General features: G+C 39.5%; 23 protein-coding genes and 2 pseudogenes. 11 read left to right on the top strand and 14 right to left on the bottom strand.

The features are described 5' to 3' along the window. Positions 1–15: 15 nt before the first annotated feature. From H2672_RS07930 to H2672_RS07940, 3 genes are all read right to left on the bottom strand, one after another. Positions 16–597 carry a GNAT family N-acetyltransferase gene (locus tag H2672_RS07930; protein ID WP_370569618.1) on the bottom strand — a complete coding sequence of 194 codons (582 nt, stop codon included), beginning with the start codon at positions 595–597 and terminating at the stop codon, positions 16–18. 474 nt (positions 598–1071) lie between these two features. Further along, on the bottom strand, positions 1072–2061 hold the full coding sequence (locus tag H2672_RS07935; protein WP_186670777.1) for a YecA family protein: 990 nt from the start codon (positions 2059–2061) through the stop codon (positions 1072–1074). Between the two features lie 216 nt (positions 2062–2277). Next, on the bottom strand, positions 2278–2415 hold the full coding sequence (locus H2672_RS07940) for a hypothetical protein (protein WP_186670778.1): 138 nt from the start codon (positions 2413–2415) through the stop codon (positions 2278–2280). Positions 2416–2934: 519 nt separating this feature from the next. Between H2672_RS07940 and H2672_RS19595 the strand changes: the two are divergent. From H2672_RS19595 to nspC, 7 genes and pseudogenes are all read left to right on the top strand, one after another. Then, positions 2935–3126: pseudogene (locus H2672_RS19595) on the top strand (RNA-guided endonuclease InsQ/TnpB family protein); the annotation flags it as partial. 295 nt (positions 3127–3421) lie between these two features. After that, positions 3422–4252, top strand: coding sequence for an adenosylmethionine decarboxylase (gene speD / locus H2672_RS07945; RefSeq protein WP_255485604.1), 831 nt, complete (start codon positions 3422–3424; stop codon positions 4250–4252). A gap of 44 nt (positions 4253–4296) precedes the next feature. Continuing rightward, positions 4297–5724 carry an aminotransferase class I/II-fold pyridoxal phosphate-dependent enzyme gene (locus tag H2672_RS07950; RefSeq protein WP_255485610.1) on the top strand — a complete coding sequence of 476 codons (1428 nt, stop codon included), beginning with the start codon at positions 4297–4299 and terminating at the stop codon, positions 5722–5724. Continuing rightward, a complete protein-coding gene (speE, locus tag H2672_RS07955) occupies positions 5721–6572 on the top strand; it encodes a polyamine aminopropyltransferase (RefSeq protein ID WP_186670780.1) in 852 nt (283 codons plus the stop codon). Before H2672_RS07950 ends, speE begins: the two co-directional genes overlap by 4 nt. Beyond that, a complete protein-coding gene (speB, locus tag H2672_RS07960; protein WP_186670781.1) occupies positions 6562–7407 on the top strand; it encodes an agmatinase in 846 nt (281 codons plus the stop codon). Before speE ends, speB begins: the two co-directional genes overlap by 11 nt. Positions 7408–7621: 214 nt before the next feature. After that, entirely contained in the window at positions 7622–8821 is a 1200-nt protein-coding gene (locus H2672_RS07965; RefSeq protein WP_186670782.1) for a saccharopine dehydrogenase family protein, read from the top strand. Positions 8822–8834: 13 nt separating this feature from the next. Continuing rightward, complete coding sequence (gene nspC, locus H2672_RS07970) at positions 8835–9971, top strand: carboxynorspermidine decarboxylase (protein WP_186670783.1); 1137 nt, start codon at positions 8835–8837, stop codon at positions 9969–9971. A gap of 53 nt (positions 9972–10024) precedes the next feature. On the opposite strand, the gene H2672_RS19820 is transcribed toward nspC, so the two are convergent. The 4 genes and pseudogenes from H2672_RS19820 to H2672_RS19610 all read right to left on the bottom strand — a co-directional run. Next, positions 10025–10792, bottom strand: a complete 768-nt coding sequence (locus H2672_RS19820) for a 3D domain-containing protein (protein ID WP_186670889.1) — start codon at positions 10790–10792, stop codon at positions 10025–10027. A gap of 218 nt (positions 10793–11010) precedes the next feature. Then, on the bottom strand, positions 11011–12726 hold the full coding sequence (gene ptsP / locus H2672_RS07980) for a phosphoenolpyruvate--protein phosphotransferase (RefSeq protein WP_186670784.1): 1716 nt from the start codon (positions 12724–12726) through the stop codon (positions 11011–11013). Beyond that, positions 12726–12992, bottom strand: coding sequence for a phosphocarrier protein HPr (locus H2672_RS07985; RefSeq protein WP_186670785.1), 267 nt, complete (start codon positions 12990–12992; stop codon positions 12726–12728). Before H2672_RS07985 ends, ptsP begins: the two co-directional genes overlap by 1 nt. 46 nt (positions 12993–13038) lie before the next feature. Next, positions 13039–13365, bottom strand: a pseudogene (locus H2672_RS19610) (galactitol-1-phosphate 5-dehydrogenase); the annotation flags it as partial. A gap of 124 nt (positions 13366–13489) precedes the next feature. On the opposite strand from H2672_RS19610, the gene H2672_RS07990 reads away from it, so the two are divergent. Continuing rightward, on the top strand, positions 13490–13849 hold the full coding sequence (locus tag H2672_RS07990) for a collagen-like protein (protein WP_186670786.1): 360 nt from the start codon (positions 13490–13492) through the stop codon (positions 13847–13849). A gap of 178 nt (positions 13850–14027) precedes the next feature. Here the strand turns inward: H2672_RS07990 and purU are convergent, their stop codons facing one another. Beyond that, the gene (gene purU / locus H2672_RS07995; protein ID WP_255485605.1) at positions 14028–14936 is read right to left on the bottom strand and encodes a formyltetrahydrofolate deformylase; all 909 of its coding nucleotides are present in this window, start codon (positions 14934–14936) and stop codon (positions 14028–14030) included. 188 nt (positions 14937–15124) lie between these two features. Between purU and H2672_RS08000 the strand changes: the two genes are divergently transcribed. After that, positions 15125–15280 carry a DUF1540 domain-containing protein gene (locus H2672_RS08000; protein ID WP_082786555.1) on the top strand — a complete coding sequence of 52 codons (156 nt, stop codon included), beginning with the start codon at positions 15125–15127 and terminating at the stop codon, positions 15278–15280. 441 nt (positions 15281–15721) lie between these two features. Next, positions 15722–16129: a DUF4395 domain-containing protein gene (locus H2672_RS08005; RefSeq protein WP_186670787.1), complete on the top strand. Its 408-nt coding sequence runs from the start codon at positions 15722–15724 to the stop codon at positions 16127–16129. A 119-nt stretch (positions 16130–16248) separates the two neighbouring features. Here the strand turns inward: H2672_RS08005 and H2672_RS08010 are convergent, their stop codons facing one another. After that, positions 16249–16725, bottom strand: coding sequence for a helical membrane plugin domain-containing protein (locus H2672_RS08010; protein WP_186670788.1), 477 nt, complete (start codon positions 16723–16725; stop codon positions 16249–16251). Positions 16726–16731: 6 nt separating this feature from the next. Further along, a complete protein-coding gene (gene fdhF, locus H2672_RS08015) occupies positions 16732–19668 on the bottom strand; it encodes a formate dehydrogenase subunit alpha (protein WP_186670789.1) in 2937 nt (978 codons plus the stop codon). 246 nt (positions 19669–19914) lie between these two features. On the opposite strand from fdhF, the gene fdhD reads away from it, so the two are divergent. Further along, a complete protein-coding gene (gene fdhD, locus H2672_RS08020; protein ID WP_186670790.1) occupies positions 19915–20724 on the top strand; it encodes a formate dehydrogenase accessory sulfurtransferase FdhD in 810 nt (269 codons plus the stop codon). A 478-nt stretch (positions 20725–21202) separates the two neighbouring features. Here fdhD and H2672_RS08025 read toward each other — a convergent pair whose 3' ends face one another. From H2672_RS08025 to H2672_RS08040, 4 genes are all read right to left on the bottom strand, one after another. Continuing rightward, a complete protein-coding gene (locus H2672_RS08025) occupies positions 21203–22357 on the bottom strand; it encodes a mannitol-1-phosphate 5-dehydrogenase (protein ID WP_186670791.1) in 1155 nt (384 codons plus the stop codon). Position 22358: 1 nt separating this feature from the next. After that, entirely contained in the window at positions 22359–22796 is a 438-nt protein-coding gene (locus H2672_RS08030; protein WP_186670792.1) for a PTS mannitol transporter subunit IIA, read from the bottom strand. Between the two features lie 17 nt (positions 22797–22813). Next, positions 22814–24904 carry a BglG family transcription antiterminator gene (locus H2672_RS08035; RefSeq protein ID WP_186670793.1) on the bottom strand — a complete coding sequence of 697 codons (2091 nt, stop codon included), beginning with the start codon at positions 24902–24904 and terminating at the stop codon, positions 22814–22816. An 88-nt stretch (positions 24905–24992) separates the two neighbouring features. Then, positions 24993–26435, bottom strand: coding sequence for a PTS mannitol transporter subunit IIBC (locus H2672_RS08040; protein ID WP_186670794.1), 1443 nt, complete (start codon positions 26433–26435; stop codon positions 24993–24995). Positions 26436–26506 lie beyond the last annotated feature (71 nt).

Raw genomic sequence — 26506 nt, forward strand, 5'->3', positions numbered from 1 at the left:
TAACTCCTCCTATGCCTACAGTTGGTAACACATCACAATGAGTTCGCCACTCCTCCCCAACTCTCGAACGCCTTTATCAATATAGCCACAGTTTTTATACAAAGCTTGGGCTATCTCATTTTTAACATTTACAGCAAGTACGATTTCATCAATGCCACTAAAATGACTTCTAACAAATTCCGGTGTAAGCATCAATGCATTCTTCCCATAGCCTTTACCTTGCTGATGAAAATCGGTAGAAAAACTTCTAATTAATATAGCATTGTCATTAGGGGAAAAAGGCTTGACACCTTCTCCTTTATGTAAGCTAAAGAACGTTACCAATTGCTCGTTTTCTACTGCTAAAATCGAATATCGATTTGGTTCTGCATTCGAAAGGTCAATAGCGTCTTTGGGCGTCCCCGTAAATCGTAGCTGTTCGTCGGTTAATATGTAGTTTTCAATAAGCTTATCAAATTGATGATTATAAAAATGGAGTTTCATATATTCTATCCCTTTCCAAAACAGTGTTAATTTTATTTGATAATAAGTTATGATAAAGATTCCCTTCAATTCCGCTTCGGCTACCCCTGTTAGGAGCCTTCGCTGAATTTCCACTTATAGTCATTTGCCCATTATATTTAGATGGTTCTATGTATTCATTTCGAATAATAATCAAGCATTCCCATTGAACTGATTTGCATATCTAGTTCAATTAAACCGTACACCTCATTATCATCAGGAACTTCAATCTCCATCAGGTATCCCCTTACTCGACCAGAAGTCGTTACGCAAGTACTTCATGACCTTTTTGTTCAGCAACAACAGCCTCCGCCCCCCAACCGAACGTAGGTTCGAATCTGTTTAAATATAACCAAATCACATCCATCTATTAAATAGATTCTGTCGTTCAATTAAATAAAACCTTGTTTATGCATTATGCAAGCACCCTACAATGATTATTCCAAAGTGTTTATTTTATTATATCAGCAATTATCGGAGTTATCGCTAAACTTATGAACTATAACAAATAAAAAACACCCCACCCCATTTTTTTCCAATGAGTGAGATGTTCTTTACTAAAGTCACGGATCAGTCCTTGCTACTATAATACGCATTTAAATCATTATAATATTTATTCAATGAAGAGGTAGAGATTTCAAACCATTCGGCAATCTCTTTTACAGTTATCGTTAGTGGTTCAAATAAGGCATTTTCCTGGCCAAATCGAATCGCTCCAGCCGCAATCGCTACTTCTTTTCGTGCATTCGGCTGCTGTTCCACCAAATAATCTTCTATAATTTCTATTAGCTGATCAGATTCTCGGTCATTTTCCTCTAAAAACTCGATTGCTTTTTGGAGGACACCCGCTTCAAAGTTGGTAAATTCTCCGCCGTCATAGCCATCCTCACCAAGCAACTTCCAAAATGCAATTCCATTTTCTTTCAAAAATATGGAAACAGAATGTTCTTCTTGTGATTCAAATTGCCTCACGAATTTCACGAATGCTTTTGTATGGTCGGTTGGGAAGAAAATCAAGCTTGAAACCGCTAAATAGTGATTATCTTTCGATGAGCCGTCCGGTAAAATGAAGCAATACACATGGACGCCTACTGGAACAGGCTTTTCACTTTCGCGTCGTAAATGTATCGTTTCATCTTTCAAGATATTTTTAACCGACATATAAGTCTCGTCAACAGCTACTACTTCTCCAATGAAAACACGTGGATCAGACCATGTTTCTAACACATTCACTACAGATGGACGGATGATTTTCTTTTGCTGCTTCTTCATATAGTTCTTCCAAATGTCCGGTTTGTGATGGAAAAAGAATTCATCCATGACAATCGCTTCAATCATTTCCTCGACTAAATACTTCTTAAGGGGCTCACTCCATTTTTTTACCAAGCCCAAGAATTCATTTAGGTCACATTTTTCAGGGTACTCTTCGTAAAAAGCTTGCAAAATTCTTTCTAGTTCTTCCGATTGCACTTCTTCTATTGAAAATGTCGCTTTCGATTCACAACATTTTTTATACTTTTTTCCACTGCCACAGAGACATGGATCATTACGTCCAACCACATTAACACGTCCTTTTATTAATTAAGAATACATTTAAGTCTAACATGCCTATGCAAAAATAATAAGTGCCCATTTCTAGTTTGCTAGTTTGGTTCACTCGTCAACAACGTGAGTATTTACGGTACTATTTCAGAAATCATTCCCTGATTATACCCAGTTCTGAACATACACATCTATACTACATCCGCCATTTTAAAATAATGAAAAAAACGACCGTCAGGGCTTTTGCCCGTTAAGTCGTCTGTCCTCTCTTTGCAGTGAAAGAACTCGCTTCTCACCGCTTGTCATTCTTTTAGGCTTTATTTGTCTTCGATGATCCTCAACAATCGCCTGTAAATTCACAACATCTATCATGAACTATTCCCTCCGTTTCCTACTCACTCAATAGCGTATGTACTAAAAACGGAATGGATACGCCGTATCGGCATGTTGTACTTTTCTGAATACTCCCGCATTAGTTTCCCAGGAAATAATTCGTGTTCGTTTTGGATCCAACCTATTTTACCCTGAAAATGATTTGATCAATAAGTAATAGTTTAACAATGAATTTACGACATAAAAATAGTAACCTTTCGTTTTTATCAACACTACTTCGACTAATTTTCTCCCCTGTGCTTTTCACTGCACACTAACACTTAATATAAAAACTATTGACGAAAGATTAAACTTTAGTTTACACTTTTCATGAAGCTCCTTTTACTAGTATAGGTAACTGATTTAGTCGTCGTTTCCTTGCTACTAATTAGGGCATTTTTTTGCGAGTAATTAATCAATTCTTAAAGCAGCTCCACTATTTCTTACTGCAACACTAATGCAATTCTAGTGAATATCTACTGATTAACTTATCTGCATATGTTGAAGAAATGAATACCTATATTAACCGAGGAATCCTACACCTCCAAAGCTAGTTTTCTTGATGGCGACGATATTCACACTTATGGCGAAAATGATACGAAGAAACCGTTCTCTGGTAAGCGTATTAAAAGAGGTCTGTATTGCTCAGGTGGAAATTTGTTAATCAACGCTGATGTGAATGGTGCAGCAAATATTTTGAAGAAAGCATTGTATAGGTTAACAAAAGAAACTGATCTCAATATTAAAACAGTGAATGTTTGGAACCCAAAATCAATTGTTATGTAAAAGAAGTCCCAACGGCAAGACCAATGGGATAGAGGGTCTGGGCGTTAGTAGACCGCCAATGTGACAGCCCCACTGCTGTTTAATCGTTCAGGTTCGCTTAGATATTAAGAGAATTCATCGACACGACAGATACCCCATCCTCAAAAATGCGTTAGCCTTTTAGGTGGGGGGGCATTCATTGACTAAGGAATGTTATACTTTATAATAAGATTTGTTTTACATGAAAGGCGTGATGGAAGGGTTGGAAAATAAGCTGAAGCTTTATGGCTTTAACAACCTCACAAAGACCCTTAGCTTCAACATCTATGATGTTTGCTATGCGAAAAGTGAGCGGGAGCAAAGTGAATATATTGCTTATATCGATGAGCAATATAATTCTGATAGATTAACCAGTATTCTGTATGAAGTGACAGAAATTATCGGGGCACACGTCTTGAATGTCAGTAAACAGGATTACGATCCACAGGGTGCAAGTGTTACGATTCTTATTTCGGAGGAAGCCTTTCCTGTCGCTTTGATTGATGAATCGTGTAATCAAGGTGAACGTACTATTTTGGGAACTCGTAAAACGGTCGTAGGACACTTGGATAAAAGTCACGTTACCGTCCACACATATCCGGAATATCATCCTGATAATTCTATCGCTACTTTTCGAGTCGATATTGATGTTTCAACGTGTGGCACAATTTCCCCGTTGAATGCACTTGATTATTTGATTGGAAGTTTCGATTCAGACATTATCACGACTGATTATCGAGTACGTGGATTTACACGCAATATGGAAGGTGAAAAACTTTATATAGATCATTCGATTGAGTCCATTCGTGATTATATCAACAGTGATACATTGCTGAAATACGATTGGAAAGATATCAATGTACACCAATCCAATATTTTTCATACAAAACTTCTGATTAAAGACATAAACCTGCAGAACTATTTGTTCAATACGGAGGTCTCCGAGCTGCCTCTTAATGAAAGGCTCGAAATCACAACCATGTTGCGCAAAGAGATGACTGAAATTTTTAATGGTTCTAATATAGATGAATGAGGGGTGATTACGTGACACATCTTTTGCAACAGAAAGCCCCCATAATGGAGGCGCTAAATCAATACAAATCAATGCGCGTCGTCCCTTTTGACGTCCCAGGCCATAAACGTGGAAGAGGAAATCCTGAATTAGCCGCATTTTTAGGTGAACAATGCCTTTCCATGGATGTCAATTCCATGAAACCGCTTGATAATCTCTGCCACCCTGTTTCGGTTATAAAAGAGGCTGAAGAATTAGCGGCTCAAGCATTTAATGCCAAGCACGCCTTTTTCATGGTCAATGGGACCACATCTGCGGTACAGGCAATGATCATGACAGCGTGCAAAGCTGGGGATAAAATCATTATGCCTCGCAATGTACATCGAAGTGCGATTAACGCTCTCATTTTAAGCGGTGCTGTTCCCGTCTATGTAAATCCAGGCGTGCACAGTGAACTTGGTATTGCTTTAGGGATGGCTGTAAAGGATGTAGAACAAGCCATTTTGGAAAATACGGATGCTAAAGCCATTCTCATCAACAATCCTACCTATTATGGGATTTGTTCAAACCTGCAGGCTCTTACCGATCTTGCGCATCAACACGATATGCTCGTCCTTGTCGACGAAGCACATGGTACACATTTTTACTTTGGTGATAATCTTCCCACTTCTGCTATGTCAGTTGGTGCTGATATGGCATCCGTTAGTATGCATAAATCCGGCGGTTCATTGACACAAAGCTCATTTTTGTTGATAAACAATGATGTCAGCGAAGGTTATACGAGGCAAATTATTAATTTGACTCAAACGACAAGTGGCTCCTATTTACTGCTTTCCTCTTTAGATATATCGAGAAGAAGTTTAGCACTAAATGGTAAGGATATTTTTAAAAAAGTCGCCGAAATGGCACATTATACAAGAACTGAAATCAATAAAATTGGCGGCTATTACGCCTATTCGAAAGAATTGATTAATGGAGATACGATTTTTGACTTTGATGTCACAAAACTTTCGGTAGATACCCGTGATGTTGGCTTAGCTGGAATTGAAGTCTATGACATTCTTCGAGATGAGTATGATATTCAAATTGAATTTGGTGATATCGGTAATATCTTGGCCTACATTTCTGTCGGTGACAGACATCTAGATCTGGAACGATTAGTTGCAGCACTTGCCGAAATCAAACGACGCTACTCTAAGGATAAAAATAGCGTTTTCATCCATGAATACATTCGTCCGCAAGTTGCTTTCACGCCGCAAGAAGCCTTTTATGCACCTAAGCAAAAGTTGCCCATTTCGGAGAGCGCAGGTTATATTTCCAGCGAATTCGTTATGTGTTACCCCCCAGGCATCCCAATTCTTGCACCTGGTGAACGAATTACGAAGGAAATCTTGGATTTCATTCAATACTCCAAGGATAAGGGCTGTTTCTTAACAGGTACTGAGGACAGCGATATTGCAAATATTAATGTGCTGAAGGAGTTGGTGGAATGAATTTATGGTATACAGAAAATCATTCGCCTAATGTTCGTTTTTCATTGGAAGTGGAAGAACATCTTTACACGGGTAAAAGTGATTTTCAAAAAATCGATATTTTACAAACGTCGGAATTTGGTCGTGTTCTTACTCTTGATGGACTTGTAATGTGCACTGAGAAAGATGAATTTATTTATCACGAGATGATTACGCATGTAGCAATGGCTACCAATCCAAACATAAAAAAAGTGTTAGTTATTGGGGCTGGTGATGGTGGAACAATCCGTGAATTGACTGCTTATCCAACTATAGAACAAATCGACATGGTTGAAATTGACAAAATGGTTGTCGATGTCTGCAGGGAATATTTACCCCAGACAGCTTCAAAACTAGATGATCCCAGGGTTAATCTGTACTTTGAAGACGGGCTGAAATTTGTTCGTAGAATCGAAAATGACTATGATTTGATCATTGTGGACTCGACAGATCCATTCGGTCCAGGTGAAGGGCTTTTCACAAAAGAATTTTACGGCAACTGCTATAAAGCGCTGAAAGAAGATGGAATTCTTGTGAATCAACATGAAAGTCCCTTTTACGCTGAAGATGCGCTTGGTATGAGGAAAGCACATCAAAAAATTGTAGGCTTCTTCCCGGTTTGTAAAGTTTATCAATTTCATATGCCCACTTACCCATCCGGTCACTGGTTGTTTGGTTTTGCGTCGAAGAAATTTGACCCTATTCAAGATTTGGATGCAGCAGCATGGAATGACCTTGAGTTGAAAACAAGGTATTACAATACAGACATTCATGTTGGTTCATTTGCACTTCCAAACTATGTAAAGGAGCAATTAAAAGATGTTGAATAGAAATATTGAAACGTTTATTGGTTGTGACAATGAGTACGAAGAATCGAAAATCGTTATTTTTGGTGCTCCCTTTGACTCTACAACTTCTTTTCGTCCTGGTACACGCTTCGCTAGCAAAGCAATGCGCGGTGAATCGTTTGGAATTGAGACGTATAGCCCCTATCAGGATAAAGACTTGGAGGATATCGCTGTATTTGATGGTGGCGATTTAGAATTAAGTTTTGGGAACACGGCAAGAGCATTAGGACAGATTGAAGATTTTACAACTCAAATTTTGGAAGACGGCAAGATCCCCTGCATGATTGGAGGGGAACATCTGGTGACACTCGGCGCAATGCGTGCTGTTGCCAAAAAACATCCAGATCTCCACGTCATACAATTTGACGCACATGCAGATTTACGTGAGGACTATCTTGGGGAAACCCTTTCTCATGCCACTGTTATTCACAGAGTATGGGACTTGCTCGGAGACGACAAGATCTTCCAGTTTGGTATTCGCTCTGGAGACCGCAGTGAATTCCAATGGGGTAAAGACCGTGTGTTTACGAACAAGTTTAACTTCGACGGATTAGAAGAAATCGTTGAAAAACTTAAAGGTAAACCAGTTTATTTAACCATTGATTTGGATGTACTAGACCCTTCTGTATTTCCTGGAACAGGTACACCTGAAGCCGGCGGGGTCAGCTTTATGGAATTACTGAATGCCATGTTAGCAGTTAGTGGCCTCAACATTGTAGCTTGTGACGTAAATGAGTTGTCTCCTATTTATGATCAAAGCGGTGTTTCTACAGCTGTAGCATGTAAAGTACTACGCGAATTGTTATTAGCCATTTGAATTCGGTGTCAGTATCTGGCACCTAGGTGTGGTGTTTCGATTCTGGTACAAACTAAGCGAAGGCGCCTTATAGGGGTAGCCGAAGCCATAAGACTGACGGCGAAGCTGTCCGGCTTATGGCGGGAGGCATCCCCAAGCGCCATAGCGGATTCAATGGAATTCTTGATTTCAACTTATATTACTAAAAAAACTATATTATAGGCGGGTGTTCATTATGGGAAAAGCTTTAATTATTGGTGCTGGTGGAGTTGCAGGAGTAGTTGTTCATAAATGTTGTCAGGTTCCTGACGTCTTCGAAGAAATTTGTATCGCGAGCCGTACTGTATCAAAATGTGATGCTTTAAAAGAAAAATTAGACGGAGGTCGCACTAAAATCCAAACGGCTCAAGTAGATGCTGATAATGTGGAAGAACTGGTTGAACTAATTAACAAATTCCAACCGGATATCGTTATAAACGTCGCATTGCCATACCAAGATTTAACGATTATGGATGCATGTCTTGCTACTGGCGTTGACTATGTCGATACAGCAAACTACGAACCCCTTGACGAAGCTAAGTTTGAATACAGCTGGCAATGGGCCTACAGAGAACGTTTTGAAAAAGCAGGCATCACTGCCCTACTAGGAAGCGGCTTTGATCCGGGCGTTACCGGTGTCTTCTCTGCGCATGCACTAAAACATCATTTTGATGAAATTCATACGATTGACATTGTGGATGCAAACGCTGGCGATCATGGCTATCCGTTCGCTACTAACTTTAATCCTGAAATAAACATCCGCGAAATCACGGCTAATGGAAGCTACTTTGAAAATGGTGAGTTCATCGAAACTGAACCATTATCAATTAAACGTGTCTATAATCTTCCTGAAATCGGTCCAAAAGACGTTTACTTATTACACCATGAGGAATTGGAATCACTTGCACTCAATATTACAGGAATCAAAAAGATTCGCTTCTGGATGACATTCTCGGAGAACTATTTGAACCACTTAAAAGTGCTTGAAAACGTTGGCATGACTTCTATCGAACCAATACTATTCGAAGGAAAAGAAATCGCCCCCCTACAATTTTTAAAAGCAGTTCTACCAGATCCAGCTTCACTAGGACCAAGAACAATAGGGAAAACGAATATCGGCTGTATTTTCCAAGGTATCAAAGACGGCGAAGAGAAAACGTATTATATTTACAATATTTGTGACCATCAAGAATGTTACAAAGAAGTTGGTTCACAAGCAATTTCTTATACAACGGGTGTACCTGCAATGATCGGTGCTATGCTTGTAATGACTGGTAAATGGAAGAATCCTGGCGTACACAATATCGAAGAGTTCAATCCAGATCCGTTCATGGAAGCACTCAACAAATACGGTCTACCATGGCAGGAAAGCTTCAATCCTGAATTAATTGACTGAGGAGGGCTTGAAATTGAATATTGACTTAAATGCACTCCCCTCTCCCTGTTATGTAGTGGACGAAGGATTGCTTATTAAAAACTTGGAGAAAATGAAGTCTGTTATTGAGCGGACGGGCTGCAAGATTCTCCTTGCTCAAAAAGGATTTTCGATGTTCTCTGTTTATCCGTTAATCGGTGAATACTTGAATGGCGTAACGTCCAGTTCCGTACACGAAGCGAGACTGGGCTATGAAGAAATGGGCAAGGAGGTTCATACCTATGCCCCCGCCTTTTCTGAAACTGAGTTTGATGAGATTCTTTCTTATTCAGACCATATCGTCTTTAATTCGTTTCAACAATATAATCAATTCAAAGAAAAAATTAAAAGCAATCCAAAGCAAATAGAAGTTGGACTTCGCATTAATCCTGAGTACTCTGAAATCGAAGTCGATATGTACAATCCTTGTTTTTCACATTCAAGGTTTGGTGTTACGCTTGAGAATTTTGAAGCGGACCAGCTTGAAGGTATAGATGGCTTACACTTCCACACAATGTGCGAACAAAACTCTGATACGCTGGAGCGTACCGTGCAAGTTGTCGATGAAAAGTTCGGGGAATACATCAAAAATATGAAGTGGATTAACTTCGGTGGTGGGCATCATATCACAAGACCTGACTATGATATCGAGACACTTATTCGTTCGATCATGTTTATGAAGAATAAATACGGTGTTCAAGTGTATTTAGAGCCTGGTGAGGCTGTCGCATTGAATACTGGCTATCTTGTTGCGACTGTTTTGGACACCCTCCACAACGGTATGCCGATTGCTATTTTAGACACCTCAGCAGCATGTCATATGCCTGATGTACTAGAGATGCCTTATCGACCTGAAATCATTGGCGCAGGAATGCCGAACGAAAAGGCTTACACCTATCGATTTGGTGGACCGACTTGTCTAGCCGGCGACGTAATTGGCGATTATTCGTTTGATGAGCCATTAAAGCCTGGCGATAAACTTGTCTTTTGTGATATGGGGCACTACTCGATGGTGAAAAACAATACATTTAATGGCGTTAACTTACCTTCTATCGTTTTGAATACTGTTAATGATGGTGTTAAAGTGATTAAACAATTTGGCTATGACGATTTTAGAAGCCGTTTATCTTAATCTGAATGAAGAGCCCGTGCAAAAAACACTGTTTTTTGTACGGGCTTTCTTTATTAGTTGAGTACTTTAAGTTTAACTTTTTTGACTCCCCACTCCATGGCATTATTATAAGAAGGAATGAAGACATCGATTTTATTTCCTTTAATGGCTCCTCCTATATCTCCGGCAATCGCTTCTCCATAACCTTCCACCCAAACTTTTGTACCAAGCGGAATCAATTTCGGATCCACTGCAATCACTTTCTGATTTGGATTAGCACGTAAGTCAATGCCGTAAGCGGTAGTTCCTGAACAGCCCGTACAGTACGCTGTGTAGGCTGTCGCTGTAACTAGCATCTCTTTCCCATCGCTTGCAGGTGGTGGAGTTGGAACAAATGCAGCTGCAATTGTATCTTTCTCAGACTTGACAGTTCCTGAGTCAGCTGCATGTCCACTGACGATTAATACATCACCAGGGTGGATCAGCTCTCCTGTCAGGTCGTTCAAACTCGCGAGAGAATCTAAAGAAATGTTATGATTAAGTGCAATTCGATATAAATTATCGCCTGCGGCCACCGTATAGCTTTGCCTCTTCTGTGCTGATTCCACTGGCGCAACTAATTTCTTATCTACTTTTTTCTGATCTATTATTTTCTGGTCTACTATTTTCTGATCTGGTATATTACTTTCTTCTGGTTCAGCCAAAATCATGTCAACTTCATTTGAAAGGGTTTGTAAATAGGTCAGTTCTTCATCACTCACTTGGGCATCTGAAAGAATCGCTGCATCAGTTATTGAATAAGTGGAAAACGCAAAAAGTACGGCTAACAGAAAAATCTTCATTTTCAACAAAAGTCTCCTCCTTCATATCAAATACGATAGCTTATCCTAAACAGCAATCGATAGTTTGTTTCCACAAGTATTGCCCCGAATCTCTGAAAAACAAACATTCTAATTAAATAAAGAGACCCGACCCACCTTCACAATGTTCAAGATACTCTATTAAAAACAAAAAAACAGCCATTCATATATGAATGACTGTTTTCATTTATTCTTTTGAGTTACAATTTGCAGCGAGTTGTAACCGCTTGAATTACATCCTCAGCTGTTGACATCTGCAGGGCTTCATTCGCAAGTTCTTCCATTTCGCCCTTGTTCAATTTCAGAATTTGAGTACGGGCCTTTAAAATCGAAGTGGCACTCATGGAGAATTCATCAAGACCAAGGCCTAAAAGTAAAGGAATAGCGATTTCATCCCCCGCCATTTCCCCACACATTCCAGTCCATTTCCCTTCATTATGTGAGGCATCAATAACCATCTTGACTAATCGTAGAATTGCTGGATTATAAGGTTGATATAAATATGCAACACGTTCATTCATGCGATCAGCAGCCATCGTATATTGGATTAAATCGTTTGTTCCAATACTAAAGAAATCAACTTCTTTCGCAAACTGATCTGCCAGAATTGCAGTGGAAGGGATTTCTACCATGATACCAACCTCAATAGTAGTAGCAACATTAATATTGTTAGCTATCAGTTGTTGTTTCTCTTCCTCCAAGATGGTTTTCGCCTGGCGGAATTCATCAAGAGTTGCAATCATCGGGAACATGATTTTCAGATTCCCATATGAACTTGCTCTTAATAGTGCCCTTAATTGCGTACGGAAAATATCCTGCTCTTCCAAACACAAACGAATGGCACGAAGCCCTAGAAATGGATTCATTTCTTTAGGGAGGTTTAAATAAGGGAGTTCTTTATCCCCACCAATATCAAGGGTCCGTACAACGACCGGCTTACCTTCCATTCCCTGTAAAACCTTCTTATAAGCCACAAACTGCTCTTCTTCAGTTGGGAGTTGGTTTCTACCCATATACAAAAATTCAGTTCTGTATAATCCGATTCCTTCTCCACCATTATTAATGACCCCCTCTAAGTCTTCCGGGGTGCCAATATTTGCAGCTAACTCAACTAGATGTCCATCAGCAGTGGTTGTTTTCTCATCCACTAGCTTTGTCCATTCTGTCTTTTGTTGCTCATATTTCAATTGTTCATTTTCGTATGTAGCAATGACATCCGGAGTAGGATTAATATGGACCTCTCCTTTAAACCCATCAACAATGATGATGTCACCGTCCTGAATCAGCTTTGTCGCTTCCTTCGTGCCTACAACAGCAGGGATTTCCAATGTGCGCGCCATAATCGCAGAATGGGAAGTCTTCCCACCAATATTAGTTGTAAAGCCTTTTACAAATTCACGATTTAACTGGGCCGTGTCTGATGGAGTTAAATCTTCTGCGATAATAATTACCTTTTCAGTAATCATGCTCGGATTCACAATTTCAACATTTAGCAAATGGGACAGCAAACGCTTCGCAACATCACGAATATCCGCAGCCCGTTCTCTCATATATTCATTATCCATTTGCTCAAACATTGTAATAAACATATCTGATGTTTCTTTAAGTGCGTGTTCAGCATTTACATGATCCGTTTTAATTTTATCTTCAATCGAAGTCAGTAGCTCCGGATCAAGTAAAACTAATATATGTGCGTCAAAGATAGCAGCTTCATCTGCGCCAAGTCCTTTTGCAGCGGTATCACGAATCGACTCTAACTCACTTTTTGAAATAGAGACAGCTGACTGAAAGCGTGCAAGTTCTTCCGGAATATCTTCAACAGTTTTTTTTCTGAAAGATAGATCTGGCTCAACAAAACGGTATGCTTTTGCTATTGCAATTCCATTTGATGCTGAAATTCCATGAAGTAGGCTCATTAGTTAGTCAGTCCTCCGTTTTTCAATGCATCTTCAAGTTCGTTCAGTGCATCCTGTTCATCGATTCCAGTGGCGCTAATTATAAATTCCGCCCCCAGACCAATCCCTAAAGACATTACGCCCAGAATTGATTTTAAATTGACATTTTTGTCATTGTAAATCAAGTTTATTTCGGATTTGAATTTAGTTGCTGTACTTACTAATATTGATGCAGGTCGTGCATGAATTCCCTGTTCATCCGTAACTATAAATTGTTTTTCAACCATTTTCATCAAACTCCTTCACTAAATTAATACTTACCTACTCAGCTTATCATTTTGAGTCGGGATAGAAAAGGACCTTTCCAAAAAAACCGTATCTTTTGACAATTTTATTAAATATTTCTGGCCCTTCATTTAATTGTAATCGATGTGTTATCATCGGTTTCACGTTTATTTGCCCTGTACTGATATAATGAACGGACGTACTCCACTCATTACCTGGGAATGGGGCAGAAATCGCATTCTATGAACCCAATACAGTCAATTCATTTCTAACTATTTTTTCGCATTATAAGCATTCAATTAGAACATCTTAATATGGAATACCCATAAAGACGACTTCCACAGCCTTTTTAGGTAAAGCAAGTACTTGTGTAGAACGATTAGATCAACCTGCCAATCTAATTGCTACATCAACACCTTGACCACTATTCTTACTGGTTCCTAATATACAATTCCCACATATATTACTAGGTATCTATCGAAAAAGGAGGTGTTCAATTATGTCTGATGATCAATTTCCAGTCCCGCACAATCCCAATAACTCGGAGTTACCCTTTGGACAGCCACATTTTCCAAAAAATCAAGAACCAGTTCAATTTACGAAACAAGGTGCTGCACCGACTAATGCACCGCCATCTATTATTCCAAAACAACAAACGGGACCACTTTCTATAGATCCAGGCGCTTTACGTGGTTGCTTATATCGAGATACTTACCTACGGCTCGTAAACCGGACGTCTTTTTGGTTTCATCCAACATACATCGATTATATTACAACAACTGGTTTTAAATGGGATGGCAATGCGTGGATTCCATGGAGAATAGACTTGGATAGAATCGTATCTTTTCAGTGCACATAGTAATCACCGAAAAAACAAAAAAGGCCCAATTTCTATTAAACACGATGTTGTAATCATTCGTGTTTAATTGAGAAATTGGCCTTATTAATTTTGTCTTTCCATTTACTTAAATACGGATTCGAGTGCTAAGAAATCCGGTTTCTTACTATTCAAAACTGCGTAAAAAGTTAAACTCTTATTAATGAAACACAATCGTTTTGTTACCTTCAACAATAATCCGATTTTCAAGATGCCACTTTACAGCCTTTACAAGAACGCGCCGCTCGATTCGACTACCGATTTTTTTCAAATCAATTACGTCATCACGATGATCCACCCGCTCGATATCCTGTTCAATTATTGGACCTTCGTCAAGATCATTCGTTACATAGTGGGATGTAGCCCCTATCAGCTTCACACCACGTTCATATGCACGTTCATATGGGCGGGCTCCGATAAACGCCGGCAAGAAAGAGTGGTGAATATTGATGATCCGGTGCTGAAAATGATCGACAAAATCAGACGTAAGAATTTGCATATAACGAGCAAGTATTAGTAAATCAACACCATATTCCTCCATTAGGCGAATCTGTTCTTCTTCAACTTGTTTCCGGATATCCTTATTGGCCGGTATATAATGAAAAGGAATTCCTAAAGATTCGACCACCCCACGAGCGTCCTCATGATTACTAACAACGACGACAATATCTGTGTCTAAATCGCCATTTTGCCATTCCCACAAAAGTTCCATTAAACAATGCGTTTCTTTTGAAACAAAAATGGCTGTCCGCTTCCGCTCGTTTTCATAGGCAAAGTGGTAATCCATAGAATGCCTGGTAGCGATTTCCTCAAAATCACTTTCCAATTGTGCTGACTTTTCTTTCAAGTTTTCACAGTAAAACTCTATTCGAATAAAAAAGTTACCCTTTTCCGGATCATTTGAATACTGACTGGATTCAATAATATTGGAATCGTGATTAAGCAAAAACGCCGACAACATTGATACAATTCCCGGTTTATCCGGACATTTCACTAACAGTCGCCCCCGGTTTACTCTTTTATTTCCATGTTGTTTCAATTTCATTTCAACTTCTTTTTTTATAGACATTTCTAAACATCTCCTACTATTAATCGTGCTCGTTAATAGTATCCGTCATACTACACGACTACGCAATGTTTGCAACTTCAACTTACTTTTTAAAAATCAGGATAGTTCTATAAATAGGTGCTTGTTAAAGAATTAAAGTATCAATCCTATTGTTTCTGTTCATCATAACAAAAAGGAGGTGTGATACTATGGCTCAAGAAATTCTTTGTGAAGTGAGTAACTGTAAGTTTTGGGGTCCGGGCAACAAATGTAAAGCGAATTCTATCTACGTAGTCAGTCAAAAGGGTAAAAAGGCAACAAGTAGCGAAGAAACGGATTGTAAAACATTTGTGCCTAGAGATTAAATAACGGTGTATTTCGAATCAGTTTCGATTATTCATTACTTTGTTAAGGTTTAGTATCAGACACAATGAAAACGCCAGATTCTAAAACAACTTTGAGCTGTTTTGGAATCTGGCAACTTTTATGACGTTAATTAATCCTAGTATACCTATATTAAGAATACCCTTTTTTCTTGGTAACCGAAATGTAGCCCCAGACCAGGTCAAATAAACGACGAACACGCTAGATGCGATTAAAAAGCTTTTATTTTGATACATTAATCCTTTCCTGCTAACAATTTCCGCCTATGTCCATCTATAGATAAATACTGAAAATAGGCCCTATTTTTTTATTAAGAAGTTGTGGAAGTCCCCTCTACACTATTTTTTTCTTCTTACTCATGTACATTCCGGTCGCCATAACATATAATAATATTAAATCCAATTAGAATAGTAGGTTTTAATATGAAAACAATTCCAAAACCTTTAGTAATGGCGAATCAATGGACGATTGTTTTGGCTGTAATTATTGCACTTCTAACACAGTCAGCTTGGATTCTATTCATTCCATTAATCGCAAATCTCTTAAGTTTATTGACGGAATTCCATCCAATTTTAGTACTTGTTAAACGACTTTTGGCTAAACCGGCAAATCAATATATTCAAGAAGACTACGCGCAGTTAAGATTTAACCAATGGTTAGCTGTTGGATTTTTATTCGTTGCAAGCCTAAGCTTTTTATTGAATTGGACTTTATTATTTAATATCGCTACGTTGATGGTTGGCATAGCTGCACTCATCGCGATTCTAGGTTTTTGCATAGGTTGCTTTGTACGCTTTCGATACCAACAATGGAGTTATCGACGTAATTAAATACTATGGAACACAAAATATAAATCAGCCATTAAACATGCATGGCTGATTTTTATTTTATTTGTGTGTAATAAAGACTTTTCACTAGTATTTTTTTAAACCTTTTACTACATGCTAGCTCATTCTAGCCCTTTCCCCATCCCTTTCAGAAAATTCAACCCGAATTTTACAGCACGGTTCGTATCAGGGTCATTTAGCGCGGTTATCAATTGAAAAACACTTACTTTTTGCCCATTACCACTATAAAGTTGCGCTTCATGGAGGCCAGTTTTAACACTCGCTGCAAGTTTTGCTGTTACATCAGGGTCTATAGATGAAATCACACTGGTTGCATTTAGCACGTGGTTGATGATATTGGTCACTGGGTCACGCGATGCTTGGTCAACCGCAATTTTTGCAATATCATCCTTTGCTTTCACCATTGCCTTCAGCGCATCTAAGACTCCTGCACCATCCAACTCTCCAGTGATTTCTAATATTTTATTGAGAGCCTGATCTTGTTCGGCAATTAACGACTGCAACTCCTCCAGTTTATTCTGTTTGATTTCTTCTGGAGTCAGTACTTTCTTTTTAATAGAAGTAATGGGTACCGCCATCGTAGATCACCTTTCTTTCTTATCTTCTGCTAATTGCAGGTATCCTGGACGCGCCCATTTCCGCTCTACTTCCACACCATTTTGCGGATGACGCTCTTTATTGCGATGGTTCGATTTCGGTAACGGGTTTTCGCCTTCTTTTCGAAGTACTTCCATTCGTACCATCGTCTGTTTATACGCAGGTGTATTCGTGCGCTTATCGACAGCAGGACCGGTTAGAAAATTAATAGCTGAATCTTTTTCAACCGAATTCATCGGTAAGAATAATTCATTTTTCTTCACACGGCCCGTTACAAGTGCCGGCAGCTTTAATGCGCCGTATGGCGAAATCAGGCGTACAAGAGAACCACTTAACACACCTCGCTCTTTCGCAAGTTCCGGCGAAACTTCAACGAAAACCTCCGGAACTTTCTCCTGAATCCCATCCGATTTATTCGTCATATTGCCTTCGTGGAAATGTTCTAGCAAGCGCCCGTTATTAATGTGAAGATCATATTCTACTGGAAACTCTACAGGTTCCACCCAGTCAGACAGAGCGAAACGTGCCTTTTTATCTGGGAAATTAAATCCGTCCACATACAGTAGCGGCGTGCTTGCGCCATCCAAACTGCCCCATAAAAAGCTGTCCCAATCTTCCATTACGCTATAGTCCGCTTGACTAAACAAAGGTGAAAGGCTCGCCATTTCTGAAAAAATCTCGCTTGGATGGCTATAGTTCCAATCCGCACCAAGTCGGTTAGCAATTTTCTGAACAATCCACCAATCCGCGCGTGCATCGCCCAATTCTGGAAGTGCTTTGTATAAACGCTGTACACGTCTTTCTGTATTTGTAAATGTACCGTCTTTTTCAAGCGATGGAACCGCTGGTAAAATGACATCTGCATATTGTGCCGTTCTTGAGAAGAAGATATCCTGCACAACAAGAAAATCAAGTTTTGACAAGACATCATGTACATAGTTCGCATTTGAATCGACGAGCGCCATATCCTCACCGACGATATACATGGCTTTCATTTTCCCATCATCGATTGAATGCAACATCTGAATATTATCAAGCCCGGGCTTACTAGCGATTTTCACACCGTATGCTTTTTCGAATTTCTGACGTGCCTTGTCATCAGTAACATGTTGATAGCCAGGAAGCCATCCAGGTAGAGACCCCATATCACACGCACCCTGTACGTTATTATGCCCACGTAGCGGATAGGCCCCTGCACCAGGGCGACGATAATTACCCGTTGCAAGCAACAAATTGGATATCGCGGCAGAAGTGTCTGAGCCACCGGTATTTTGTGTCACACCCATTCCCCACAGAATACAAGTACCGTCTGCATCACGAATCATTTCCGCTGTCTTAATTAGCATCTCCTTCGCTACACCACATGTTTTTTCAGCATAATCAAGTGTATATTTCTCAAGAACTTCTTTGAACTCATCCAAGTAATGGACATTATTATCAATAAACGACTGATCATGCCATCCTTTATCAATCATGTATTTTGTCACTGCCATGAGCCAGACTTGATCAGTTCCTTGCTTCGGACTTATAAAGATATCGGATCGTTCAGCCATTTCATTTTTCCGCAAGTCGGCGACAATTAATTTCTGCCCGTGCAGTTTATGCGCACGTTTCACGCGAGTTGCGAGAACTGGATGTCCTTCCGCTGGATTAGCTCCGACTATAATAACTAGACCTGCTTTAGCAATATCTTTAATTGTTCCAGCGTCTCCACCCATTCCAACTGTACGGAATAACCCATCTGTCGCTGGAGACTGACAATAGCGGGAACAGTTATCAACGTTATTTGTTTCAAATACTTGGCGTGCTAACTTTTGAATAACATAGTTCTCTTCATTTGTGATTTTCGAAGATGAAATGAAGCCGACAGCTTCTTTACCATGCTCTTTCTTGATTGTACCGAGTTTCAGAGCAACAAGGTCAAGCGCTTCTTCCCATGTAGCTTCAACAAAAGAATCGTCTTTTCGTATAAGTGGTTTCGTAATTCGTTCTTCGCTGTTGACGAAATCCCAACCGAATTTCCCTTTAATACACGTTGAAATCGCATTGACTGGTGCATCCGAAACGGGCTGGATCTTTAAAATTTTCCGCTCTTTCGTCCAAACTTCAAACGAACAGCCTACTCCGCAAAATGTACAGACTGTTTTCGTTTTCTTCGTCCTCGTATCGCGCATTGCCGATTCAACATCTGAAATAGCCATGATTCCGCTATATCCCGGCTCAACGTCTTTGACAAGTTCAATCATCGGTGACAGGATTTCCTCTTTTAGCCCGGTCATGAATCCCGCTTCGCCAAGCATTGATTTTTCCATTAGTGCATTACATGGACATACGGTAACACAGTGGCCACAGCCTACACATGAAGAGTCATTGATTTTCGCGCCCCCATCCCACAGGACAATTGGACGATCCCTCTCCCAATCAATTGACAAGGTTTCATTTACCTGTAAATTTTGGCATACCTCTACACACTGACCGCAAGCAATGCATTGATTTGGGTCGTAACGGTAAAATGGGTGTGTAAAATCCACACTTTCTTGTGTACATTTTGGTTCATACGGATATTTCTGATGTTCAATTTCCATCATATCCACGGTATTATGTATTTTACAGTTGCCATTGTTGTTGTCACATACTGTACAATACAGCAAATGATTTTCGAGAATGCGATCCATCGCTTCCGTCTGAGCTTCTTTGGCACGCGTCGAAGAAAGAGCTATGTTCATTCCAGAGACAGCTTTTGTGGAACAGGCACGCATTAGACGACCATCCACTTCCAAGATACACGTATCACATGTCTCAATTGGGTCCACTTCCGGTAAGTAACAAATTTGCGGATGAGTAATTTCACGGTCATTGATCACCTCAAGAATTGTCTTGCCTTCGACGAAGTAATAATTGGAACCGTCAATTTTGATTGGCATGTAAGAGCCTCCTTTTATATATAAAAAACCACCATGAATTAATACACCGACTTGACAAGTGCACTTTCATAGTGAAATAGTCTTCTAACAGAACATGTTAAATTACCAATCTATATTTCCAGTTAAAGTTTGATAACTCCACAGCAATTTATGCACTAACGCTACTAGATATTATTATATTCTAACTTGTATAAATAAACAATTAATATAAAGGTATTTCTTTTACTAACAAAGGAGGAATAATGGATGGAACAAGATAAGAAACGGACTATTTTTCGTTATTCAAATGGAAATTTCACGATAAAAGAGGACCAAATTGTCGTCGAACATCCTGTCACTATCAAAATCAACAACCAAGAATTTGCAACAATCGTTTGTTCACCCGAATACATCGAAGATATGGCCGTCGGTTTTCTTGCATCTGAAGGCGTCATTCCGAACTATGAAGATATCAAAGCTATTTCCGTACAGGAAGAATTGGGGATTGTCCATATCAAAACGGACAAAAAGTATCCTTTTTACGAAAAGTTGCTAAACAAACGCTATATTACCTCTTGTTGTGGTATGAGTCGACAAGGATTTGTGTTCGCTAACGATGCATTGACGGCAAAAAAAATGACGAAAACTCATGTCTCACTTACTCCGAACGAATGCTTTTTCCTAATGGAGCAGATGGAACAATCAGCAGACATGTTCCGTCAAACTGGCGGCGTCCATAATGCAGCTCTCTGCACGCCTACAAACATTATTCTGTCTAGGATGGATATCGGTAGGCATAATGCCTTGGATAAAATCTATGGTCATTGTTTGAAACATTCGATTCCAGTCAGAGACAAAGTAATCGTGTTCAGTGGCCGTATTTCATCGGAAATCTTATTGAAAGTGGCGAAAATCGGCTGTGAAATTGTCCTATCAAAATCAGCCCCTACGGAATTGGCACTGTCACTTGCAGAAGAACTTGGCATTACCACTGTTGGATTTATACGGAAAAGTTCCTTTAATCTGTACACTCATCCACAGCGAATCATTAGCGAAGAAATCATTGATAATAAATAGGGCAAATGATGAAAACTGGACCGATATATTTATTCTGTATAAAAATTACTAAGCACCGTAATCGGCGTATTCAAATTCACACTTAAAAGGCCTACCTATATGCGAATTGCAGTTAGGTAGGCCTTTTAAGAAGCTTAAGTAACTAAAAATTACGGACTGTGGATAAGTTGCAGCATAGTGATTTCACGGCCTGACTCTAGCCCCCAGATGCTCTGAGGCACACAGGATGTAGGTCACGCAGACATTGCCGCAGGACGCGGCGTACTTTGGCCGTGTTCCCTAATTTGCCAGTCCTGCTGTGCAGCAAAGAACACCGCTTGGGCCTGCAGGATGCAGGTCATGCAGTCGTTGCGACACGACGTCGCGAACTTAGACTGCCTATCCTTTACCCGGCTTATGCCTGCCGCTCCTGAACAGGCGCCCGCGCTATTGTTCTTAAGATGAAAACACTTAAACTTGCGACCGTCATTACTACAAGTCAATTTTCCTTAAGTTTTCGATATTCCTCTTCAACAGCTGTAAACAGAGCTGTTCCAGTTTTTAACCCTGTAAATGTTTCAATTGCATGGCCGATACCTAACCGTTGAATCGTCTCCTGAATGAGCTTTGCTTCTGAATCTTCCAGATAATCATAACGTAATGCTGCTGCAATTCCCATCGCCAAATAAGTCGGTGTCTCACCAAATAACTCTAGGTATTGTGTTGCTGGTCCAACAAGCCGATCATTGAATTTGAGTTTACGCACAGGTGAGCGACCGACACGAGTTACATCATCAGTAATAAATGGATTTGCAAATCGCCCCATAATTTTTTGAATATAATCGCCATGCTCTTGCTCATTAAATTGATATTTAGCAATGAGTAATTTGCCGGTTTCTTGCAAGACATTCTCAGTCATCGTCTTAATTTCTTCACTTGCAAGTGCATCGTCCATTCTACTGATACCTGCCAAATAACCAAAGTAGGCAACGGCTGCGTGACCTGTGTTCACCGTATACAATTTCCTTTCAATATATGGTTCCAAATCTTTAACGAACGTAATCCCTTTAACAGGTGGATTTTCGCCAATGATCTCCGATTCGTCAACTACCCATTCGTAAAACGGCTCCACTTGAACCGCTGTCTTATCTTCATTTACTTGATTCGGGACGATCCGATCAACCGCTGCATTCGGAAAGCTAAAACAGTCATCAAATCGTAACTTTTCGTCTTCAGTTAATTTTTCATATACTTTTTCTTTAAGAAAAGCACTTCCGCCAATCATATTTTCACAAGCGATGATTGTTAACGGATGTCCCGTTCGAATGAGACGCTCTTTAAGCCCTTCAGCAAGTAAACCCGCAATAAAGGGCAGTATATTAGGCCCAACCGCCGCTGTAACAAGATCGGCTTTGGCAATCGTTTCGATTACTAATTCCGGATCTGACGCACTATTAATGGCTCGAACATTTTTCACAAGCAGTCCATCGTGAGCTGCATTGGCAAGTTCAACACGGTATTGTTTTTTTTCGTTTATCAATTTAACAAGCTCGCTGTTCACATCTACAAAGCATGTTTCAAATCCGGATTGATACAATAAGTTTCCAATGAAGCCTCTACCTATATTTCCAGCGCCAAAATGAACAGCGATCATGTTAGTTCACTCCTTCAAAGAAGGATAAAACTTCATCTTTAGACGATGCATTCACAATTGCCTCTACATTTTCTTCCTCAGAAACTACAATTGCAATATTCGACAGGATTTCTAAATGCTCGTCCCCTCTTCCAGCAATCCCAAAGATCAATTTAACGATATTCCCATCTCCGAAATCTACACCCTGTGGCACTTGAATAATCGCAATTCCTGACTCCTTTACTTCTTGTTTTGCATCGTCTGTACCATGTGGAATGGCTACAAAATTCCCCATATACGTAGTTGTCATTTCTTCGCGTTCAAGCATTTTCTCTATATAACTTGACTCAACATAACCTCTGTCAAAAAGGATTTTCCCTGTTAAGCGGATTGCTTCTTCTTTTGTTGCCAGTACTTGATTCAACACAATGTTTTCAATTGATAAAATAGGTAATGTCATTGTAAAAACTCCTCTAGTCATTTTATTTTTTCATCTATGAACTGCTTAAAATTCTGTGCCAAATAGGAATGGATTAGTGCCCCCTGATTTGATTCAAATAATTCAATACTTTTTTCGTTTTCGATAATGAGTGAACTAATGAAACTTAGTACTTCTAAACCCTGTTCATGGTATGAATGAGGGGCTAACAAAAGTAATAAATGACTGACTTCGCTATCCGTTCCGTCCATCGCTGCCATTACGATTGGATCCACAAGTGTTTGAATCGTAAACGAAGGCTTAAGAACTTGTTCGTGACGGGTGTGGAATAAAGCTAGCTTTGTTTCAGGAATTCCTATTCCTCCGATAGCTTCTCTTGCAAATAGAGCATCTGCTACAATTTCTGCATTTTTGATAATTTCTTTCTTTTCTAATTGGTTACACGCTGCTCGTATACATTTTTCTACTGACATATGTTCTTTTTGTGATGAATGCTGAAAACCCGATAATAACTCGGCTACAGTTCCCGTGTATAAATGAATATTTTTCATTCCGTTAGTTATTTCTTCAATAGTGGAATTACCATGGTTTAACAAGGTAACCCGTTTTTTAATAAGCATCTGTCTTCTAGCATACAGCTGTACTTGTTTAATTTCTTCTTGTGTCATAAATGGACTGACGATCAAATATTCCTTGCTGAAATCTTGTAAGTAAATAGTAGAAATAACTAAGTCTCTATCAGTGATTTGAAGTTCACTTAATTCAAAAAGAGATACATTCGTTATTTCTGCAATTTCCGGTATTTCGCGTTGAAGTCGCGATACAAGCATTTTCGATGTTCCAATGCCGCTGGAACAAACAATATAGGCTTTTAAATCCTTTTCACCCTTCAAACCAAGTAGGACAGATCCGAAATGCATTACTAAGTAACCTATCTCTTCATCAGGTATTCGTAGCTCCGGAAAAACTTGTCCAACGGCATCCTTGACAATCTGAAACAACTCTTCATAATCTTTACGAATACTTTTCAACAAAGGATTGGTGATACCCATATCCTGTCGAATACGATAAATTGCAGGCTTCAAATGCGTAACAAGACCTTCTAACAGGGGCGCGTTATCCATTAATTCCTCACCCGTCGCATCTTCCATGCACTGAACCAGTTTCTTCGCTTGCATGAATGTTTCCAAATTGGAGGCTTCAAATAATTGTCCTTCATTATGACGAAGCTTGGCACCTTGAAGATGCATCGTAATATAGCCAATTTCAGCTTTAGGTATTTCAATCTGGAAACGAGCCGATAATTTGGCGATAATTTCATGTGCGATGTTGTATTCAGGTTCCTTTGTTAACTGCTCCAAATACACCAAATCCATCTGAATATTTTCACCTAAGATAATACGTTCAATTGCCAGGGTTAGATGAACTATGAGTCCGACATAAGCATTATCCGTAATTGGAAATGGGAGTACTCGATTTAATTGTTGCATGACATCTTCAATAATAAGTATTTTTTCCCGATCAACAAGATGCAATAACCGTTTGGATATAGGATTCTCTCGATTCCCAGACTTCTTCTGAATACGTTCTGTGGTAAACGAAAACAGCTCGTCTTCTTTTAATGTCTTGGCAATCACGTAACTCATTGCTCTTCGTTTTGCTTTTTCTGATCCGCTTATTTCAATTCCATACCCTCTTTTTTTCACGATTAATAGCTTAAAGGATTTTAATTGTTCCTCTAGTTTAAGTAAATCTGAACTGATTGTCGCAATTGCCACTCCTAGTTCATTGGCAAGTGCAAAAAGCTTCACAGGCTCTGATGATTCATACAATGTGCACAAAATCAAGGTTTGCCTTTCGTCCAGCGTATACTCTCGAGATGTGAAAGTGTTTAACTTTTGTTTTAAGGCTGCCTTATTTGTTTCTCCCCCTACAATCTTAATACCAACCCCAGTTTTCCGTACAAGTTTAAGGTTGTACGCACGCAATAACTTTTCTATCGTATTCAAATCGCGGTGAATGGTCCGGGGGCTGACAGCTATTTTCTCCGATAATTCTTTAATTGTTACTTCTTCATTTCTGTCGATCAATTCATCCAAGATAACTTTTTCCCGAGCTGAAATATCCATGTTAAACACCCCATTGAAATACTTTGTAATCATTGGTAAAACCCAGCCTAATTTCTTTCGAATTAGGCTGAGTTTAAGTGTACACTCATTACTTTTTCAGTTTTTCAAGAAGTTCATCGTATCTCGGACTATTTAAAAAGTTTTCAACTGAAATATGATATGCGTTTGGTGATTTTGCTTTCGCACGTTCTGTTAGATCTTTATGAGTGATTACCACTTCCGCATCGGACGGTAAATTACTGATAGCCATATTCGAAACAGCAACATCGATATCAGCTTTTTTCACCTTATTCCTCAAAATTGAGGCGCCCATTGCGCTGGAACCCATACCTGCATCACATGCAAAAATAATACTTTTGACATCTGCAAATGACACTTCTTGAACAGCTTCTTTAGCAATCGATTGTTGCATGAAGTCTGCTGCACGGCTCTCTTTTCCTTTTAACGCGGACGTTTTTTCCGTTGCCTTCAATAAATCGTCTTCATCCGTTTGTTTTCCTGTTTTCAATATAATGGATGCAATAATGAATGATACGAGTGTTGCAAAGAAGACACCTGCAATGACAGCTACATAACTTCCTTTTGGTGTCATCGCAAGGATGGCAAAAATACTACCAGGTGATGCCGCCGCGACTAAACCTCCACCAAGTAGTTGAAGTGTAAACACGCCCGTTGCGCCTCCCGCAATCGCAGCGACCAATAGCAATGGTCTCATTAAAATATAAGGGAAATAAATTTCATGAATCCCTCCAAGGAAATGGATGATTCCTGCACCTGATGCTGTTTGTTTCGCCATACCTTTGCCAAAAATCATATACGCTAGTAATATCCCAAAACCAGGTCCTGGATTGGCCTCCAATAGGAAGAGTATTGATTTTCCTGTTTGTGTAGCTTGTTCAATTCCAATTGGACCTAAAACACCGTGGTTAATGGCATTATTTAAAAACAATACTTTTGCTGGCTCAATCAATATACTTGCAATTGGCAATAGATTAGCATCAACAATCGCTTGAACACCAGCTCCAAGGGATTTATTCAACGCCTCTACTACCGGACCAATTCCTTTAAAGGCAAACAGTGCTAGTATGAACCCAATAATACCTGATGAAAAGTTATTGACTAGCATTTCAAAGCCTGCCTTAACTTTCCCTTCAATTAATTTATCGAACTGCTTAATTGCCCATCCGCCTAAGGGTCCTACAATCATGGCACCAAGGAACATTGGAATATCTGCCCCGACAATGACCCCCATCGTGACCGTTGCACCGACGACTCCTCCACGGATGCCATGGACAAGACGTCCACCCGTAAATCCAATTAAAATTGGCAGTAAGTAAGTAATCATAGGTCCTACAAGTTCTGCAAAACCTTTGTTTGGAATCCAACCTGTTGGAATAAATAGCGCTGTGATGATTCCCCAAGCGATGAAAGCACCAATATTCGGCATGATCATCCCACTCAAAAAGCTTCCAAAACGTTGCACTTTCATTTTGAAACCGGAATTATTTTGCTGTTCATTTTCCACAATCATACACTCCCTTCCTTTTTTTAAAGCAACCACTGTTTGATTACTCCCAATAATAAAGCGTTTACATTCGTAAG

Origin of the sequence: Sporosarcina sp. BP05, assembly GCF_014282005.1 — a bacterium.
In the GTDB taxonomy this organism is placed as follows: Bacteria; Bacillota; Bacilli; order Bacillales_A; family Planococcaceae; genus Sporosarcina.